Here is a 17,917-nt window from a genome sequence, read left to right on the forward strand (position 1 = left end):
ACATGCCGGCAGGGAGCCCGCCCGTCGCCGGGCGCGCTCCCTGTTCCGGGCGGCACCGGGTCAGACGCCGACCGTCTCCTCGACCTCTTCCTCGACCTCCTCCTCGGCCGCCCGCGCCGCCTCCCGCTCGGTCGGTGCCGCGGCGGGCGGGGCAGCCGGCTCGGTCGCGGTGCCGGGGTGCCCGACCGCGAGCCGGGCCTGCCGGGGCCGCTCGTACAGGGCCGCGATCCCGGTCACGACCAGGCCCACCAGCAGCCAGACGCCGAGGGTCCACACGTTGCGTGCGAGGCCGTCGTCGCCGAAGTACAGCAGGCTGCGCGCGCCCTCGACGAATCCGGCGCCGTTCCAGAAGGCGTGCAGCGTGCCGAAGAAGCCGTTCTGCAGCTCGGGCCGGAACAACCCGCCGGAGCTGGTGAAGTTGAGCATCACGAACAGCACCATCATGGTGAGCGTGGTCCACCGCTTCAGGAAGGTGTGCAGTCCGACGCCGATGAAGAGGATGCCGGCCGAGTACAGCCAGGCCATGCCCCAGACGCCCTCGAGGTCGTGGTGGGCGAGGTGGAACACCGGTCCGGCGAGCAGCGCTCCAATGCTGCCGACCACGGCGGAGACGCCGAGGGTGAGCAGCGCCCGTACCCGCATCGAGAGGGCGGCGCCCGCGGCGCCGAGCGCGGCGACCGAGGCGTAGGAGCCGATGCTGAGGGCGATGAGCAGGAAGAACAGGCCCTGCCCCGTGGGATCGTCGGCGACCGGCTCGGCCACGTCGGTGACCTTCAGCGGCACGCCCTCCTTGGCGGCGACCGGCGTGAAGACCTTCTCGACCGCCGTCGCGCCCATGTCGGAGGCGGCGCTGGCCACCAGCAGTTCGGGCGCCTTGGCGCTCGGCACGTAGGCGCCGGTCACATCCCTGGACTTCAGCAGGTGGACGGCGTCGGCACGGGTCGCGACCGTGCGGACGTCGAGCTTGTCCCCGGCGGTGTCCTTGACCGTCTGCGCGAAGACCTTCGCCTGCGGGGCGCTGCCGACGACGGCGACCGGCAGGTGGTGCGGCTCCGGGGCCACGAAGGCCCCCATGTACGCGAGCCCCATGCCTATGCACATCAGCAGCGGGGTGATCAGGTGCGTGAGCACATGGCGCAGTGCGGGCGACCTCATCGCGCGCGACCTCCAGGTAGTTGGCTTATACAACTCTCACATCAAGTTGTACTATACAACTAGAACGCCGGAGGAGGTATTCCCGTGAGCGCAGCGGAGTCGGCCGTGGAGACGATCCAGCGCGAGATGACCATCTTCGCCCGCCGGGCCCGGGCCTCGGCGGGCCGTATGCACCCGGAGCTGTCCCTGGTGTCGTACACCCTGCTCGGCCATCTGGAGGAGCAGGGCGGTTGCCGGGCGACGGATCTCGCCGCCCATTACGCGCTCGACAAGTCCACGGTCAGCCGCCAAGTGGCCGCGCTGGAGCGGGCCGGGCTGATCGAGCGCCGCCTCGATCCGGAGGACCACCGGGTCCAGGTGCTGCATCTGACGGAGGGCGGCCGGGACATCCTCGCCCAGGTCACCCGCAGCCGCCGGGCCGCGTTCCGCGAGCGGCTCGCCGACTGGCCGGAGGAGGACCTGATGCGCTTCGCGGCCTACCTGGAGCGGTACAACGCGGGTCCGGGCGAGACCGGGGCCGACCGACCGCCGGCCCCGGGATGACAGCGCACCGGCCGCGATAGCTACGCCACCGGCACCGCGGCCCGCTCGTCGGCCAGCCGCTCCGGGGCGCGCGCCGCGAGGAAGGCCGTACGGCGGCGAAGCCGGAAGCCGAGGGACTCGTACAGCCGGATCGCGCCGGCGTTCTGGGCGCTCGTGTGCAGGAAGGGCGTCTCGCCGCGCTCCCGTATGCCGTGCGCGACCGCGAGGATCAGCCGGGTGGCGAGGCCTTCGCCGCGGAAGGCGGGATCGGTGCAGACCGCGCTGATCTCGGTCCAGCCCGGCGGGCGGAGCCTCTCCCCCGCCATCGCGATCAGCGCGCCGCCGCGGCGGATGCCGAGGTAGGTGCCGAGGTCGACGGTGCGCGGCAGGAACGGTCCGGGCCGGGTGCGGTCCACGAGATCGAGCATCTCGGGTACGTCCGCAGGGCCGAGGCGCACCGCCTCCGCGTCCGGCGCGGCGGCCAGGCCGTCGTCCACGAACTGCACGCCCTCGATCCGGAAGGTGATCTCCCAGCCGTCCGGTACGTCGCCGCAGTACCCGGCCAGCGGGATCTCCGCGCCGGAACCGGCCAGCGCGGCCAGGTCGGCCCAGTCCCGCGCGTCCGGTTCGTCGGGCAGCGCCAGCCAGGGAGAGACGTCGAGGGGGTAGCGCAGCACCCGGCCGCGCCGCTCGGCGAAGCGGGCGTGCGGGCCGGTCAGGGAGGCGAAAGCGGGGTTGTCGAGGACGTGCTGGCCGTCGGCGGCGGGCCCGTCGCCGACGCCCGCTCCGGCTATGACGCTCACGCGGCCACCTCGATCACGATCTTGCCGAGGGCGTGCCCGTCCTCGACGGCGCGCAGCGCCTGGCCGGCCTGCTCCAGCGGGAAGGTGCGGGTGATGTGCGGCTTCAGGGCGCCGCGTACGGCGAGGTCGGCCACCGCCTCGAGCACGGCGGCGGTGCGGACCCGTCTGACGGGGGCGCCGCCGAGTGCGGCCGCGGCCTGCTGCGGCGAGCCCGCGGTGACCAGCTTGCCGCGGTCCTTCAGCAGTTCGGCGACCTCGGTGAGCACCGGCTCGCCCACCAGGTCGTACACCCCGTCGATGCCGTCCGGCGCGGCGGCTCGCACCCGCTCGGCCAGGTCGGGTCCGGAGGGCACGTGCACCGCGCCCAGCGACTCCACGAACTCCCTCTTGCCCTCGCTCGCCACGCCCACGACCCGCAGTCCGAACGCCCGGGCGATCTGCACGGCCGCGGTCCCGACGCCGCCGCCCGCGCCCGTCACCAGCAGGGTCGAGCCGCCGGGCAGGTCGAGCTGGCGGACGCCGTCGTAGGCGGTCGCGGCGGCGACCGGGAGGGTGGCGGCGTCACGGAAGGAGAGCGCGGCGGGTTTGTGGGCGGTCACGTCGGCGGTGAGCAGGGCGTACTCGGCGAATGCGCCACGGGCGGCACTGCCGAACACCTCGTCGCCCACGGCGAAGCCGGTGACTCCCGGGCCGACCTCCTCGACGACGCCGGCGGCCTCGCTGCCGAGGACCGTGGGAAAGACAGGCTCGCCCTCGCCGGGGCGGCGGAAGCCCTGGCGCAGCTTCCAGTCGACGGGATTGACGCCCGCCGCGCGGACCGCGATCAGGATCTCACCGGGGCCCGGACCGGGGCGGTCGAGGTCGATCAGCGCCTCGGTCTCCGGTCCCCCGTGCCGCGTGTGGACATACGCCTTGGACATGCTGTTTCCCTCGCTTCTCTCGCCCTGCCACCGGTGTACCGGTGTACCGGTGCCGGCATCGAGGGCAAAGGAGAAGCGCCGCAGAGCTATTCCCGTGGCCCGAAAGAGTTCATACGGCCGCCATCATCCGGGCGTGAGGGGCGACGACCAGGGACGGAGCACGCGGAACGACCACGTACGGTTGAAGGATGAACGTAACGCGAGGCTTCACGGGCCGTCCGCGCGTCCACAACCCTGGGCTGCCGCCCGGGCAGTACGACGCGCGCGAGGAGTGGCCGGTCCTGTCCGCCGAGGTCACCCCCGACCTCGCACCGGCCGACTGGTCCTTCCGCATCGACGGCCTGGTGGAACAGCCGCACAGCTGGGACTGGGACGCGGCGCACGCGCTGCCGGCGTCGGCGTACGACGGCGACATCCACTGTGTGACCGGCTGGTCGAAGTTCGGCGTGCGCTTCGGCGGGGTCTCGCTGGACGCGTTCTTCCATGTGGTGCGGCCACATGTGTCCGCCACCCATGTGCTCGCCCGCTCCCACACCGGCTACACCACCAACCTGCCGCTCGCCGACCTCACCGGCGGGCGGGCCTGGATCGCCTGGGAGTACGACGGCAAGCCGCTCCCGGCCGAGCACGGCGGCCCGGCGCGGCTGCTGGTGCCCCATCTCTACTTCTGGAAGAGCGCCAAGTGGATCGCCGGCCTGACACTCCTCGACCACGACGAGCAGGGCTTCTGGGAACGCAACGGCTACCACGAACGCGGCAACCCCTGGCAGGAGCAGCGGTACTCCGGTGACTGACACGGTGACGACGAACCCGGGCAACCACGCCACACGCCCGGAACCAGGGATTCCGCCCGTGCCTCGGGCCCTGGCCCCGGCCACCGGCGCCACGGCACCGGAAGCAGCCGGCTACGCGCCGGACGAGTGCGCCCGCGCTGCGGCCCCGGGCCCGGCCGTCCCCGCGGACCCGACCGCCGGGGCGGCAACCGGGAACCTGGAGGCTCCACTCCCGGACACGGCCACCCCCTCCCCGCGCCCTGAGCCGATCGGGCCGGCGGCGGCCTCCGGCCTCGCTGCCCGCTCGCAGGACGCGGCCGCCATCACGGCCCCGCTCCTGGCCGCGGCCTCCCTCCCCCCGGACCTCCCGTCCCACGGCGCCGCCGTTGCCGCGAGGCGTTTCGCGGTGCCCGGACGCATCGCCGTGAGCGATCAGGTGGCGGCCGTGTGGCAGATCGCCACGGTGACGGAGATCCGGCGGGAAACGCCGCACGCTGCCACCTTCCGGCTGGCGGTGCCGGGCTGGACGGGGCATCTGCCCGGCCAGCACCTGATGCTGCGGCTGACCGCGGCGGACGGGTATGTGGCGCAGCGGCACTACTCGATCGCCTCGGCGCCTGACGACTCCGGGCACATCGAGCTGACCCTGGACCGGGTACCGGACGGCGAGGTCTCCGGCTGGTTCCACACGGTCGCCCGGCCCGGTGACACCGTCGAGGTGCGCGGGCCGCTGAGCGGTTTCTTCGCCTGGCCCGGCGACCGGCCCGCGCTGCTGATCGGCGCCGGCTCCGGGATCGTCCCGCTGATGTCGATGGTGCGGCACCACCGCAGCCGCGGTCTCACCGTGCCGCTGCGCATGCTGGTGTCCGCGCGCAGCCCCGAGGAGCTGATCTACGCGGCCGAGCTGGGCGCGGAGACGACGCCCGTCTTCACCCGCAGCGCCCCACAGGGGGTGCCCGTGGGACGTATGGCAGCCGCACATGTGGGGCCGCTCCTGGCCGAGCAGCCTCCCGGTGGGTGGGAGGCCTATGTGTGCGGATCCAACGGGTTCGCGGAGCACGTGTCCCGGCTGCTGGTCGCGGCGGGCCAGCCCGTGGACCGGATCCGCATCGAGCGGTTCGGCTGACCCTCCGGGTCGCGCGCTGAGGTCGTTCGCGCAGCGTGGGGCGCATGGCGCGTTCCGTGCTCCAAGTGGGCTTGAACCCGCGGTTCGCGGCGCGAGCGAGGTGCTCCGTACTCCGTACGGGGTACGAGACGGGTGTGGACGCTCGTGTGCGTGAGCGGCGGAGGGGGGCGACGAGTCCGGGCCTCATGGACCGGCTCGTCGGCTCTGCGGCTCCGACGGTGCGAGGAGGTGGGCATGCGTACCGGGGTGTGTGGCTGGCGCTTGCAGCACAATCCGCTGCGGCGCCGCTCGGATGTCGTGGAGGCATGGACGCTGCTGATCGTGGCCGTCCTGCTGTTCGTGGTCACACCGCTGGTCGGCGTGGCCGCGGGTCTGCGCGCGCACGACACGGCCCGCAGCGTCGCGGCCGCGCAGCGGGCCGAGCGCCACCAGGTCCGTGCACGGGTGTTCGGCGACCCGCCCGAGCGGCTGTCCGCCGAGCAGGGCGACCGCGCGTACCCGTACCGCGCCCACGTCCGCTGGACCGAGCCCGGCAAGGGCACGCGTACGGCGTGGGCCCGGGTGCCGGCGGGCACCCGTACCGGTGACACGGTCTCGGTGTGGTTCGACGCCCGGGGCCGCAGTGTCTCACCGCCGCCGGACGACGCGGCGGTCTGGCAGCACGCGGTGACCATCGGGCTGGTCGCGGCGGGTGGTTCGGCGGCCGCCGTGCTCCTCGTGCACGCCGTCGAGCGCCGGATCGCGCTGCGCCACCGGCTGGCGGAGTGGGAACGGGAATGGGCACGGACGGGACCGAGGTGGACCCAGCCCCGGGCATGAGGGGCAGGTGCCCGTCCGCCGACAGGGAGCAAACGCTTGCTGGCCCCTCCTGCGGCACCCACGTACGGTGAACTGACGCAGTCTCCCTTCGCGAAGGTGGTTGTAGATGGCCCTGTTCGACCTGCCCCTCGACGAACTCCGCGAGCACCGCAGCGAGTCCACCGAGCCCGAGGACTTCGACGCCTTCTGGGACAAGACCCTGGAGGAGGCACGCGAGCACGAGCTGGACGCCCGCTTCGAGCCGGTGGACACCGGGCTGTCGACGGTCCAGGTGTACGACGTGACGTTCGCCGGGTTCGGCGGTCACCCGGTCAAGGGCTGGCTCCGGCTGCCGGCCGGCGCGACCGAACCGCTGCCGCTGGTCGTGGAGTTCGTCGGCTACGGCGGCGGGCGCGGACTGCCGCACGAGAACCTGCTGTGGGCCTCGACGGGCCGGGCGCACTTCGTGATGGACACCCGCGGCCAGGGCAGCGCCTGGGGCGCCGGGGGCGGCACGGCGGACCCGGTCGGCACCGGCCCGGCGTACCCCGGGTACATGACGCGGGGCATCGACGCGCCGGAGAACTACTACTACCGGCGTGTGTTCACGGACGCCGTACGCGCCGTCGAGGCGGCCCGTTCGCACCCGCTGACCGACCCGGCCCGTACCGTGGCGCTCGGCGCCAGCCAGGGCGGCGGCATCACCCTGGCCGTCGGCGGCCTGGTCCCCGACCTGGTCGCGGTGGCGCCGGACGTGCCGTTCCTGTGCGACTTCCCGCGCGCGACCACGCTGACGGACCGGCATCCCTACCGTGAGATCGGCCTGTTCCTCAAGACGCACCGGGGCCGCTCGGCGGAGGTGCTGCGCACGCTCTCCTACTTCGACGGGGTGCACTTCGCGGCCCGCGGCCGGGCCCCGGCGATGTTCTCGGCGGCGCTGGAGGACCAGACCTGCCCGCCATCGACCGTGTTCGCCGCGTTCAACGCCTGGGCGCACGAGGACAAGGCGATCGAGGTCTACGACTTCAACGACCACGAGGGCGGCGGCCCCTTCCACGAGGCGGAGCAGCTGCGCTGGCTGCGGTCGTACGCCTGAGGCGGCGGACGGACGCGAGCATCTGCCGGACACTTCCCTCCAGTCCGACCAGTCGGTACGTTCGGGACCCGGGTCGCAGCGTCGCGGCCCGGGTTTCCGGCGACGACGGAGGTCCCATGTCCGCGCACGAGACACAGGTCCACGGCCACTGCGACGCGCCATTCGCGGCGGTGCGGGAGGCGTTCGAGGACAACTTCCGGGAGCGGGGCGAACTGGGCGCCGCGGTGGCGGTGACCGTCGACGGCACCACGGTGGTGGACCTCTGGGGCGGCTGGGCGGACACGGCCGGTACCCGCCCGTGGGAACGGGACACGCTGGTCAACGTGTGGTCCACCACCAAGGGCCCGGTGGCCCTGTGCGCACACCTGCTCGCCGACCGGGGGCTGCTCGACCTCGACGCGCCCGTGGCCGCGTACTGGCCGGAATTCGCAGCGGCGGGGAAGGAGAAGGTGCTCGTCCGGCATCTGCTGTCGCACCGCGCCGGGCTGTCCGGCCTGCGCGAGCCGCACTCCCTGGCGGACCTGTACGACTGGGAGCTGACGACCGCCCGGCTGGCGGCGACCGAGCCGTGGTGGGAGCCGGGCACCCGCTCCGGCTATCACGCGCTCACGTACGGCTTTCTGGTCGGCGAGGTCGTCCGGCGGATCTCGGGGCTGCGGCCGGGGGCCTTCCTGGCGCGCGAGGTGACCGGGCCGCTCGGCATCGACTTCACGGTCGGGCTGCCGGCGAAGGAGGCGGGCCGGGCGGCCGAGCTGGTACCTCCACCGGCCGCCTCCCGCAGTGAACAGGCGGCTGTCTTCGGCCAGTTGGCGCCCGCCGTGCTGGCGGCGCTGGCCAATCCGGTGGTCGGCGCGGCGGAGGCGAACACGCCCGAGTGGCGGGCGGCGGAGATCCCCGCGGCGAACGGGCACGGCACCGCACGCGCCGTCGCTGCGCTGTACGGCGTCTTCGCCGGGCGCGGCTCGCACGGCGGGCGGCGCGTCCTGTCGCCGGAGGCGGCGGAGCGGGTGCGCGAGGGCCAGGGAAGCTGCCGCGATCTGGTGCTGGGCGCGGGCTTCGAGGGCGAGACCGAGGTCGGGCTCGGTCTGTGGTTGAGCGGGCCGAACGGGTCGTACGGCCCGAATCCACGGGCTTTCGGTCATGACGGGTTCGGCGGCTCGTGCGGGCTCGCCGATCCGGAGGCGGGCGTGTCCCTGGGGTACGTGATGAACCGGATGGGGCCGCGCATCGCCGACGACCCACGGAAGATGGCGCTGATCGACGCCCTGTACAGCGCACTGTGACGACGTGATCGCGCGGGCGGGTTTCGGCCGAACCGGCAGACCGCTCTTCCCTCGTGGTTTAGACCAATGCTATTTGTGGTCGCGCAACGAGCCCGCACGACTACGTCTTGTCACCACAGGAGGGCGCGGCATGGCCCGCACCACCCCGCACGAACCCGCGCAGTGCGACGACCGGCCCCTGTACGGGCGGATCGCGGCGCTGCTCCTCGACGAACTGCGCGCCGGCACCATTCCGCCGGGCGAACGACTGCCGGGCGAACGGCACTTGGCCGCGTATTTCCAGGTCAGCCGGGAGACCGTCCGGCAGGCGCTGGAGGTGCTGCGGCGCAGCGGTGCCGTCGCCACCGACCGGCGGGGCAGCCATGCCACGCTGCCCGCCCGGCCGGTCGCGGCGCCGGGGACTCCGGCCTTCCCGCTGGGCGCCCACTCGGCGGACCCGTCCGCGGTCGACCGGGCCACGGTGACCTGGGAGGCGCCGCCGGAGGAGCACGCGCGGGAGCTGGGCCTGGCGCCGCAGCGGCCGACGCTGGTGCACCGCTACCGGTCGGCCACGCCGGACGGCCGGGCGTTGCGGACGGCGGTGACGTCGTTCTCGGCGGTGGCGCTGACCGAGGTCGCGGAGCTGGCCCGCTATCGGGGCCGGGCCGACGGCACCACCTCCGCGCAGCTGCGCCGGGCCTACGACTGGATGCGCAAGGCCGGCCTGTCGCTGCACCACCGCGATTCCATCACCCAGGTCGACGGCGCCGCGTCGGTACGGGTGACCCGGCGGGTGCACGACCAGTACGCCCGGCCGCTGGAGATCACGGATCTGGTGGTGGACGCCGAACGGGACGCGCTGGTCTACGAGTTCACGCTGCCCGCGGCCGGCTGAGCCCGCCTGGCCACCACCAGCCGGGCCCGTGGGCTGCCGTCGCCGCGCCGCCCGAACTCGGGCAGGGCGTGCAGCTCGACGGTGAACCCGGCACGCCCCAACTCCGTGAGCACGCCACTGAGCCGGAAGGCCCGGTAGTACATGACGAACGGCGGCCGCCACAGCGCGTTGCGCACCCGCATCACCGCGTCGAAGGCGAGCAGCATCCAGTAGCCGGCCTGCGTCGGACGGGGCGGGGCGAGCACCGGGAAGGCGAACCGGCCGCCCGGCCGCAGGACGGAGTGGACCTGGGTGAACAGCCCCGGCAGTTCACGCGGCAGGAAGTGACCGAAGGCCCCGAAGGAGACCACGAGGTCGAAGGCCGCCGCGAACGGCAGGGCCCGGGCGTCGCCGCGCACCCAGGCGACCTCGGCCCCGCCGGCGGGCCGCACCCGGCGCCGGGCGACATCGAGCATGCCCGCGCTGAAGTCGACTCCGGTGATGCTCCGCCGGCACAGCCCGGTGAGGACCTCCGCACCCGCGCCCGTGCCGCAGCACAGGTCGAGCCCGTCCTCGAACGGGCCGAGCGGGGTGAGCGCCTTCGCCACGGACTCCAGGACGTCGTCGGGTGTCCGGAAGGGCGTGTGGTCGAACTTCGGGGCGAGCAGGTCGTAGCCGTGCTCGACGGACGACAGTGCCTGCACGGCGAGTTCACGCAGGCTGGGGCCTTGGGGACCGAACATCTCCTCAGCCTAGGGCCACGCGCTCGGCCAGGACCGCGAGAACCCGCTCGCACCAGCGCAGGTTCTCCTCCTCGAAGCCGATCCCGGCCATGAGGGTGAGGTAGGGGCCGACGCGGTCGGCGCCACGGAGGTACTCGTCCTCGGTCCGGCCGTCGAGGAGGCGGCGCTGCACCCGCCGGTAGCGGTCGAGCTTTCCCCGTGCCCAGCCCATGCGCTCCTCGATCAGGGCGCGGGTGACCTCGGGGTCGGCGCCGTCCATCGCCTGGATCTTGATGAGGAGTTCGTCGCGGATGGCCGTGGGCCGTTTGGGGGGCTCGGCGGCGAAGGCGTCCAGCTCCGCCCGGCCGGACTCGGTGAGCGTGAACATCCGCTTGTTCGGCCGCCGCTCCTGCTGCACCGTCCGGGCCTGGACGAGCCCGTCCTGCGCCAGGCGCTCCAGCTCCCGGTAGAGCTGCTGCGGGGTGGCGGGCCAGAAGTTCGCGAGCGAGACGTCGAACGACTTCGACAGCTCGTAGCCCGAGGCCTCGCCCTCCAGCAGGGCGGCCAGGACGGCGTACTTGAGCGACATATGGACAGGCTAGCAGTCGTTGATTAATCTCATCCGCACCTATTCAATTAATTGACTAGTCACTCTGCGAGGTGACCCGATGCACGCGTTCCGCGCCGCGGTCGAGGCCGGCGACATCGATGCCGTCGAGGCGTTGCTGGCCGAGGACGTCGTCTTCACCAGCCCCGTCGTCTTCAAGCCGTATCCGGGCAAGGCGATCACCGCGGCGATCCTGCGCGCGGTGTCCCAGGTCTTCGAGGACTTCCGGTACGTCCGGGAGATCGGCGACCCGGCCTCCTCCGACCATGCGCTGGTCTTCACCGCCCGGGTGGGCGACCGCGAGCTGACCGGCTGCGACTTCCTCCATGTGAACGAGGACGGCCTGATCGACGAGCTCATGGTCATGGTCCGTCCGCTGTCCGGGGCGCACGCCCTCGCCGAGGCCATGGGCGCGCGGTTCGACGAGATCGCGAAGGAGGCGGAGGCACGGTCGGTGTGAGCACCCACGAACGCGTCAGCCCTTGAGCCGCCCCGACGGCGAGCGTGGCGAAGCGGGAACCGCTGCTGTCGTAACCGCCGTTTCCATGACCTGACGGCCCCACAGAAAGGGCGGGTTCGTATGGCCGGTGTGCGGCTCAGACTCCGGGAGATGCGCCGGGTGTGAGCCGGACCGGCAGGGTGCGCACGCTGTTGCCGACGAAACCGGCGTGCGGGACCAGGTCGCCTTCGGCCGCGGCGAGTTCGAGGTGGGGGAAGCGGGTGAAGAGCCGCTCCAGCGCGATGCAGGCCTCCAGTCGGGCGAGCGGCGCGCCCAGGCAGTAGTGCGCGCCGTGCCCGAGCGAGAGATGGCGTACGGCGCCGGGCCGGGCGGGACGGGTGACGTCGAAGCGGTCGGCGTCGGGGCCGTGCGCGGCGGGGTCGCGGCCGGCGGCGGAGTAGCCGGCGAGCACGGGGGTGCCGGCGGGTATGAGCGTGTCGTCGACGGTCAGGTCGCGCACCGGGTAGCGGAACGGGAAGTAGCTGACCGGCGCGTCCCAGCGCAGGGTCTCCTCGACCACGTCGGCCCAGCTCGCCCGGCCCGCGCGCACGAGGTCGAGTTGGTCGCGGTGGGCGCACAGGGCGCGTACGGCGTTGGTGATCAGGTTGAGCGTGGTCTCGTGCCCGGCGACGATCATCAGCAGGAGCGTGCCGATCAGCTCCTGGTCGCCGAGCCGGTCGCCGCCCTCGTCGCGCGCGGCGATGAGCGCGCTGGTGAGGTCGTCGGCGGGCGCCGCGGCCTTCGTCGCCGCGATCTCACCCAGGACGGCGACGAGTTCGCGGTTCGCGGCGATGGCCTCGGCGGGCTCGATGCCGGTGGCCACGACCTGGCTGCTGAGGTGGTGCAGCCGGTCACGGAACTCGGCCTCCACACCTAGAAGTTCGCAGATGACCGCCAGGGGCAGGGGCAGGGCGAAGTGCCGCCGCAGGTCGGCGACGCCGTCCGCGGCCTGCGCGGCCCGCGCCAGGTCGTCCAGCAGGGAGGCGGTCAACTGCTCGATCCTCGGCCGTAGTTGCTCCACCCGGCGGGGCGTGAAGGCGTGCCCGACCAGGGACCGCAGCCGCCGGTGGTCCTCCCCGTCGGCGGTGGTCATGCCCTGCACGGTGGCGAACGTGAGCAGCGGCCAGCCCGCGGGGATCCGGCCCTCTCGCAGATCCGTGAAGTGACGTGCGTTCTTGGCGACTTCCGGATGCTGGAGGAACTCCCTCAGTGCATCGTGCCCGAGTACGGCCATCCCCTCGATCCCGCCGGGCAGTTCCACCGGGGCCACGGCACCGCCGGCCAGCAGCCGTGCGTTGACGGTGTGCGGGCAGCCGCCTGCGGGGTCGAGTCGGTGCGGGGGCCGGGCGGCAGAGGTCTCCACGGGTTCTTCTCCTGACGGTCGGGCGGAATAGCAGGGCGGCTCGGCGGAGGAGCCGGTTGGCTCGGGATGGGAATAGGCGCGGACGGCATCATGTTGACCGAACCGAGCGCACGGGTATAGTGCGATCAGTGCATGTGCGTGTCGCGTCGTACGGACACCGGTGCCGCTGTTCTCTCCACCAGCCCCTCGGCCGAGGCTTCCGACCGGCCCGGGCTTCTTCTCTGCACCACCTCGTGACCAGGGCGATTCCGCCACACCCGAGGTGCCGTTCCCGCCGCCCGGAGGCAGCTGTCAAGCCCTCCCGCTCGCGGCCACTCCCCCCCTTCCCAGCTCTCTTCTCCCGTCCGTGAAAGGACCTCCCGCCATGACCACCACACTCGAACACCCTCCCGTGGTCGAGCCGGCCCCGGCCGCCCGGCTCGTCACCGGTGTCCTCGACATCGACGCGCAGGGGAAGGGGCACCTGCGGGCACCGCACCTGCTGGCCTCCCCCGCCGATCCTCAGGTCCCGCCGGGCCTGATCCGGCGCCATGGGCTGCGCAGGGGCGACCTCGTCGAAGGCGTCCGGGGCGACCGCCGCGCGCTGACCGAGGTCACCCGCGTCGACGGACACGACCCCGCGGACCTGCGCGGCCGGCGTCACTTCCGCGACCTCACCCCGCTCCACCCGCACGAGCGCATCCGCCTCGAACACCCCGCGTCCGGACTGGCCGGGCGCGTCACCGATCTCTTCGCGCCGGTCGGCAAGGGCCAGCGCGGACTCGTCGTGGCCCCGCCGAAGAGCGGCAAGACGGTGCTGCTCCAGCAGCTCGCTGCCGCCGTGGCCGGCAACCACCCCGAGTGCCGGCTGATCGTCCTGCTGCTGGACGAGCGCCCCGAGGAGGTCACCGAGATGCGCCGCTCGGTGCGCGGCGAGGTGTACGCCTCCACCTTCGACCGGACGCCCAAGGAGCACATCGCCCTCGCCGAGCTCGTCGTCGAGCGGGCCAAGCGCCTGGTGGAGGCCGGCGAGGACGTCGTGATCCTGCTGGACTCCCTGACCCGGCTGTGCCGGGCGCACAACAACGCCTCCGCCGCCGGTGGCCGCACCCTGAGCGGCGGTGTCGACGCGGGCGCGCTACTCGGCCCCAAGCGGTTCTTCGGTGCCGCCCGCCAGGCCGAGGAGGGCGGCTCGCTGACCATCCTCGCCACCGTCCTGGTGGACACCGGCTCCCGCGCCGACGGCTACTACTTCGAGGAGCTGAAGAGCACGGGCAACATGGAGCTGCGCCTGGACCGGGAAGCCGCCGCCCGGCGTCTCTTCCCCGCCGTGGACCTCGACGCCACCGGCACCCGCCGCGAGGAACTCCTCCTCAGTCCGGCCGAATTGACGGCCGTCCACGGTCTGCGCCGCGTCCTGCGCTCCCGCGAGGGCGCTCCGTCCGGTCTGGAGACCCTCCTGGAGCGGCTGCGCTCCACGCCCGACAACGCCGCGTTCCTGCGACAGATCCGGCCGACCCTGCCCACCGGCTGAGCCCTGCGCAGAAGGCAGGGATGCCGCGTCCGGGTTGCTCGCGTGGGCCGAACGGCCCTTCCAGCGCGAGAGACGGCGAACCCATTCGTACGTTGATCATATGATCACCGGACTTTCTCATCGGGTGGCCTCGTCGGCCTGTGCCCTCTGCGTGGCGGGCGTGCTGGCACTCACCCCGGCCACCGCCTTCGCCGGGCCCCGTACCGGGGAACCCGCTCCGCCCGCGCCCCGGGCGGCGATGCCCGGCCCCAACCAGCTCTACCGCTCCGGCGTCCTGGTCCGGCCGCACCAGGACGCGCCCGAGCTGCCGGACGTGTCGGCGCTGTCCTGGGTGGTGGCCGACGCCGGCAGCGGGGCGGTGCTGGCCGCGAGCGACGCGCACCGCAAGCTGCCGCCCGCGAGCACCCTGAAGACCCTGTTCGCCCTCACGGTGCTGCCCGCCCTGCCCGCCGACATGCGGCACACCGTGCGCAACACGGAGCTGGCCGACATCGGCGCGGGCAGCAGCATGGTCGGCGTCAAGGAGGGACTCACCTACCGGGTGTCCGACCTCTGGCGCGGGGTCTTCCTCCACTCCGGCAACGACGCCGTGCACGTGCTCGCCTCGCTGAACGGCGGCTGGGAGGCCACGGCCGCCGAGATGCAGACCAAGGCACGCTCGCTCGGCGCCGTGGACACCCATGTCGTCTCCCCCGACGGCTACGACGCCGACGGCCAGGTGTCCTCCGCCTACGACCTCGCGGTCTTCGGCCGGGAGGGCCTGCGCAATCCCGACTTCGCCCGGTACTGCTCCACCGCCGAGGCGGACTTCCCCGGTGACGGCGCGACGTACGGCATCAGGAACACCAACCGGCTGCTGACCGGCCAGAGCGGCGTGAAGAAGTATCCCGGCCTCATCGGCATCAAGAACGGCTACACCACCAAGGCGGGCAACACCCTGGTGGCCGCCGCCCGCCATGGCAGCCGCACGCTGGTGGTGACCGTGATGAACCCTCAGGAGGGCGGCGGACTGGCGGTGTACCAGGAGGCGCGCGAGCTGCTCGACTGGGGCTTCGCGGCGGCCGGCCGGGTGGACCCGGTCGGCTCGCTGGACGGGCTGCGCGTCACCTCGCGGCCGGTGTCGAAGGCCAAACCGGTGGCCCCTGCCGCGTCGCACGCAGCGGACTCGGGCTGGCCCGGCCCCGCCGTCGTCGCGGGGCTCGCGGGTCTCGTCGCCGGCGCCGCGGTGGTGGCGCTGCGGGCCGTCGCGGTGGCGGCGGTGCGGGCCAGGAGCAAGCGCACCCCGCGCGACTGACACGTCGGCAGGCCGAGGAGCAGCCCCAGCGTGATCCAGGTGTAGGTGTTGCTGCCGAGGAAGCCGCCGATGCCGGAGGCGTCGTCGAACCACAGCCACACCACGCTCGTGCACAGCACCGCGTACAGGGCGCCCGCGATCCGCGGGTGCCCGGCGCGCAGCAGCACGGCGAACGACGGCAGCAGCCACACCAGGTGGTGCACCCAGGTGATGGGGCTGACCAGGCAGGCCGCCGCCCCGGTGAGTGCGAAGGCGGCCGTCCAGTCACCGGCCCGCACCGCCTGACGGGTCCGCCACGCCCAGACGCACAGGGTCAGCAGGACCGCCGTCGCCCACAGCGGGCGGCCCGGCTCGCCGAGGCGGGCCAGCACTCCCTGGAGCGACTGGTTCGACACATAGTCGAGCCGGCCCACCCGGCTGGTGTCCCACAGCGCCTCGGTCCAGTAGTAGCGGGACGCCCGCGGATCGGCCCAGGCGGCCAGCGCGGTCGCCGCGAGGGCGACCGCCGTCGCGGCTCCGGCCGCCCGGCGCCGCCCCGCGAGCAGCAGCAGACCGATGAACAGGGCGGGCGTGAGCTTCACTGCGGCGGCGAGGCCGATCCCGGCGCCGGCCCAGCGCTCCCGGCCGGTCGCCAGGAGCAGACAGTCCCCCAGGACGAGGGCGAGCAGCACCAGATTGACCTGGCCGAAGCTGAAGGTGTCCCGCAGCGGCTCGAACAGCGCGAGCAGGCAAAGGCACAGCGACCAGCGGTACCACCCGTGCCGCCGCCAGTCCGGGCCGGCCAGGATGCGCAGGATCACCGCCAGCGCGGCCAGGTTGACCAGCAGGGACGCCACGATCGCCGAGTCACGGTCCAGCAGCGCCAGCGGCAGCATGGCGACCGCGGCGAACGGCGGATAGGTGAAGCCGTACGTGGTGCCCGGCACCTGGTAGTCGTAGATCCGCCCGCCGTGGTGCGCCCAGGTGTGCACGGTGCCGTAGTAGACGCGCAGGTCGAAGAAGTCGCGCAGCAGCGGCACGGTCGCCGTGAAGACGGTGACCGCGGCGCCGAGGACGAGGACCAGCGCCAGACGGCCCCTGGTCGTACGCGGCCCCCTCACGCCATGCGTCCCGGAGCCGGGGCCTGGGCCGCCTGCTGGGCCTGCCACAGGACGACCACGCCGAGCACCCCGCCGGAGACGGCGAGCACGAGTTGCCCGGGGTCGGCCGGACCGCCGCTGGGCAGTACGGCGAGGGCGAGGACGCCGGCCAGGGCCGCGACCCGGTGCCGTACCGAGGTGCTGGGCGCCGCGGCGGCGATGAGGAACAGGCCCCACAGCATGTACCAGGGGCGGATCGCCGGGCCGAACACGGCGACCGTCAGCAGGCTGAGCCCGAGGGCGTACACCGGTCTGACGCGCAGCCGTAGCCATATCAGCGCCACGGCGACGGCGGTGGCGGCGAGGCCGAGCAGATGCCAGGCCGGTACGGCCAGCGGGGCCAGGCTGCTGCCGAGGTGCTCCAGCAGGGCACCGGTGGCGCGGCCGAGCAGGCTGGTCAGGGCCCAGTTGTGCGGGGAGACGGGGGTGGCCAGGGCGCCGATCCAGCCATAGCCGGTGCCGGCGACGGCCGTGGCGGCGACCGTCGTCACGGCGGAGGCGGCCGCCGCGGTCAGGACGGCTGGCAGCGGGCCGCGGCCGGAGCGGACCTGGAGGGCCACGACCGCCAGCAGGCCGAGCGCGGCCGGCGCCTTGACCAGGGCGGCCAGGGTGACGAGGACGGCCCCGAGGACTCCGCCAGCCGGCCGTTCCCCGCGCGCGGCGACCAGGCCGAGCCCCAGCAGACCGAGCATCAGGGCGTCGTTGTGGGCGCCCGCCACCAGGTGCAGCAGGACCAGCGGGTTGAGGGCGCCGAGCCAGAGGGCGGCGGCCGGGTCGGCGCCGCTGTGCCGGGCGAGGCGGGGCAGCGCCACGGCCATCAGGGCCACGCCGAGCAGGGCGACCAGGCGCATGCCGAGCAGGCCGGCCGGCAACTGTCCGCGGGTCAGCCCGGACAGCGCGGAGGCCAGGGCCATGAAAGCGGGGCCGTAGGGGGCGCCGGTGTGCTGCCACATCGGGGCCACCTCGTCGGCGAGCGGGCCGCCGAGCTGGGCCGGGCCCTGGGTGTAGACGTCCATGTGGTGGTCGACCATGGCGCCCTGCGCGAGGTAGCTGTACACGTCCCGGCTGAACAACGGCGGTGCCAGCAGCAGCGGTGCCGTCCATACGGCGAGCACCAGCAGCAGGGCGCGCGGGGTGGGCGGCTGGGGCCCGCGCACCAGACGGCCGAGGAGCACCCATGCCGCTATCAGCAGGACGACACCGAAGTACACCCCGACCAGGCCGAGTGCCGCCTGCACCGAGGCGGGGGCCAGCAGATCCTGCACGGGCAGGGCACCGGCCGTCTCACCGCCGAGCGCGAGAAAGGCGGTACCGGCCAGCCCGAGCACCTGGCAGCTGCGGAGATCGACGGGGAATGCCATGGCCAACACTGGCTCAGCGTGTCAACGCCGGGTGGCCGGAAGGCGACGCTCCTCTCACCTGCGGGCGGCCCGCACGTGACCGGCGTGTGA

At 73.5% G+C, this 17,917-nt stretch carries 17 protein-coding genes and 1 pseudogene; 10 read left to right on the plus strand and 8 right to left on the minus strand.

Annotated features, from left to right (window positions below):
- Positions 1-60: 60 nt before the first annotated feature.
- Positions 61-1,155, minus strand: coding sequence for a hypothetical protein (locus ACFYOH_RS23315; RefSeq protein WP_388628504.1), 1,095 nt, complete (start codon positions 1,153-1,155; stop codon positions 61-63).
- 126 nt (positions 1,156-1,281) lie between these two features.
- Between ACFYOH_RS23315 and ACFYOH_RS23320 the strand changes: the two genes are divergently transcribed.
- The gene (locus tag ACFYOH_RS23320; RefSeq protein WP_388629230.1) at positions 1,282-1,698 is read left to right on the plus strand and encodes a MarR family winged helix-turn-helix transcriptional regulator; all 417 of its coding nucleotides are present in this window, start codon (positions 1,282-1,284) and stop codon (positions 1,696-1,698) included.
- Positions 1,699-1,718: 20 nt separating this feature from the next.
- Here ACFYOH_RS23320 and ACFYOH_RS23325 read toward each other — a convergent pair whose 3' ends face one another.
- Positions 1,719-2,471, minus strand: a complete 753-nt coding sequence (locus tag ACFYOH_RS23325) for a GNAT family N-acetyltransferase (RefSeq protein ID WP_388629233.1) — start codon at positions 2,469-2,471, stop codon at positions 1,719-1,721.
- 5 nt (positions 2,472-2,476) lie between these two features.
- A complete protein-coding gene (locus tag ACFYOH_RS23330; RefSeq protein ID WP_388628507.1) occupies positions 2,477-3,400 on the minus strand; it encodes an NADP-dependent oxidoreductase in 924 nt (307 codons plus the stop codon).
- A gap of 188 nt (positions 3,401-3,588) precedes the next feature.
- Here ACFYOH_RS23330 and ACFYOH_RS23335 point away from each other — a divergent pair, with 188 nt between their 5' ends.
- The 6 genes from ACFYOH_RS23335 (at position 3,589) to ACFYOH_RS23360 (ending at position 9,350) form a co-directional block, all read left to right on the plus strand.
- A complete protein-coding gene (locus tag ACFYOH_RS23335) occupies positions 3,589-4,194 on the plus strand; it encodes a sulfite oxidase-like oxidoreductase (RefSeq protein ID WP_388628510.1) in 606 nt (201 codons plus the stop codon).
- Between the two features lie 385 nt (positions 4,195-4,579).
- A complete protein-coding gene (locus ACFYOH_RS23340; RefSeq protein WP_388629236.1) occupies positions 4,580-5,299 on the plus strand; it encodes a ferredoxin reductase in 720 nt (239 codons plus the stop codon).
- Between the two features lie 234 nt (positions 5,300-5,533).
- The gene (locus tag ACFYOH_RS23345) at positions 5,534-6,118 is read left to right on the plus strand and encodes a hypothetical protein (protein ID WP_388628513.1); all 585 of its coding nucleotides are present in this window, start codon (positions 5,534-5,536) and stop codon (positions 6,116-6,118) included.
- Between the two features lie 106 nt (positions 6,119-6,224).
- On the plus strand, positions 6,225-7,193 hold the full coding sequence (locus ACFYOH_RS23350) for an acetylxylan esterase (RefSeq protein WP_388628516.1): 969 nt from the start codon (positions 6,225-6,227) through the stop codon (positions 7,191-7,193).
- 116 nt (positions 7,194-7,309) lie between these two features.
- Positions 7,310-8,476, plus strand: coding sequence for a serine hydrolase domain-containing protein (locus ACFYOH_RS23355; protein ID WP_388628519.1), 1,167 nt, complete (start codon positions 7,310-7,312; stop codon positions 8,474-8,476).
- A gap of 130 nt (positions 8,477-8,606) precedes the next feature.
- Complete coding sequence (locus ACFYOH_RS23360) at positions 8,607-9,350, plus strand: GntR family transcriptional regulator (protein ID WP_388628522.1); 744 nt, start codon at positions 8,607-8,609, stop codon at positions 9,348-9,350.
- Here the strand turns inward: ACFYOH_RS23360 and ACFYOH_RS23365 are convergent.
- Complete coding sequence (locus tag ACFYOH_RS23365) at positions 9,320-10,072, minus strand: class I SAM-dependent methyltransferase (RefSeq protein ID WP_388628525.1); 753 nt, start codon at positions 10,070-10,072, stop codon at positions 9,320-9,322. The genes ACFYOH_RS23360 and ACFYOH_RS23365 overlap by 31 nt on opposite strands.
- 4 nt (positions 10,073-10,076) lie before the next feature.
- A complete protein-coding gene (locus tag ACFYOH_RS23370; RefSeq protein WP_388628528.1) occupies positions 10,077-10,640 on the minus strand; it encodes a PadR family transcriptional regulator in 564 nt (187 codons plus the stop codon).
- Positions 10,641-10,719: 79 nt separating this feature from the next.
- Here ACFYOH_RS23370 and ACFYOH_RS23375 point away from each other — a divergent pair, with 79 nt between their 5' ends.
- Positions 10,720-11,118, plus strand: a complete 399-nt coding sequence (locus ACFYOH_RS23375) for a nuclear transport factor 2 family protein (protein ID WP_388628531.1) — start codon at positions 10,720-10,722, stop codon at positions 11,116-11,118.
- A 136-nt stretch (positions 11,119-11,254) separates the two neighbouring features.
- On the opposite strand, the gene ACFYOH_RS23380 is transcribed toward ACFYOH_RS23375, so the two are convergent.
- Positions 11,255-12,520 carry a cytochrome P450 gene (locus tag ACFYOH_RS23380; RefSeq protein WP_388628534.1) on the minus strand — a complete coding sequence of 422 codons (1,266 nt, stop codon included), beginning with the start codon at positions 12,518-12,520 and terminating at the stop codon, positions 11,255-11,257.
- Positions 12,521-12,884: 364 nt separating this feature from the next.
- Between ACFYOH_RS23380 and rho the strand changes: the two genes are divergently transcribed.
- On the plus strand, positions 12,885-14,033 hold the full coding sequence (rho, locus tag ACFYOH_RS23385) for a transcription termination factor Rho (RefSeq protein ID WP_388628536.1): 1,149 nt from the start codon (positions 12,885-12,887) through the stop codon (positions 14,031-14,033).
- Positions 14,034-14,271: 238 nt separating this feature from the next.
- Positions 14,272-14,967: pseudogene (locus ACFYOH_RS23390) on the plus strand (D-alanyl-D-alanine carboxypeptidase family protein); the annotation flags it as partial.
- A 59-nt stretch (positions 14,968-15,026) separates the two neighbouring features.
- On the opposite strand, the gene ACFYOH_RS23395 reads toward ACFYOH_RS23390, so the two are convergent.
- Together ACFYOH_RS23395 and mptB are read right to left on the minus strand one after the other, a co-directional pair.
- Positions 15,027-16,427, minus strand: a complete 1,401-nt coding sequence (locus ACFYOH_RS23395) for a glycosyltransferase 87 family protein (RefSeq protein ID WP_388628538.1) — start codon at positions 16,425-16,427, stop codon at positions 15,027-15,029.
- Positions 16,424-17,827, minus strand: a complete 1,404-nt coding sequence (mptB, locus tag ACFYOH_RS23400) for a polyprenol phosphomannose-dependent alpha 1,6 mannosyltransferase MptB (protein ID WP_388628540.1) — start codon at positions 17,825-17,827, stop codon at positions 16,424-16,426. The genes ACFYOH_RS23395 and mptB overlap by 4 nt, the downstream gene beginning before the upstream one ends.
- Positions 17,828-17,917: the final 90 nt, after the last annotated feature.

Origin of the sequence: Streptomyces sp. NPDC007856, from assembly GCF_042868225.1 — a bacterium.
Taxonomy (GTDB): Bacteria; Actinomycetota; Actinomycetes; order Streptomycetales; family Streptomycetaceae; genus Streptomyces.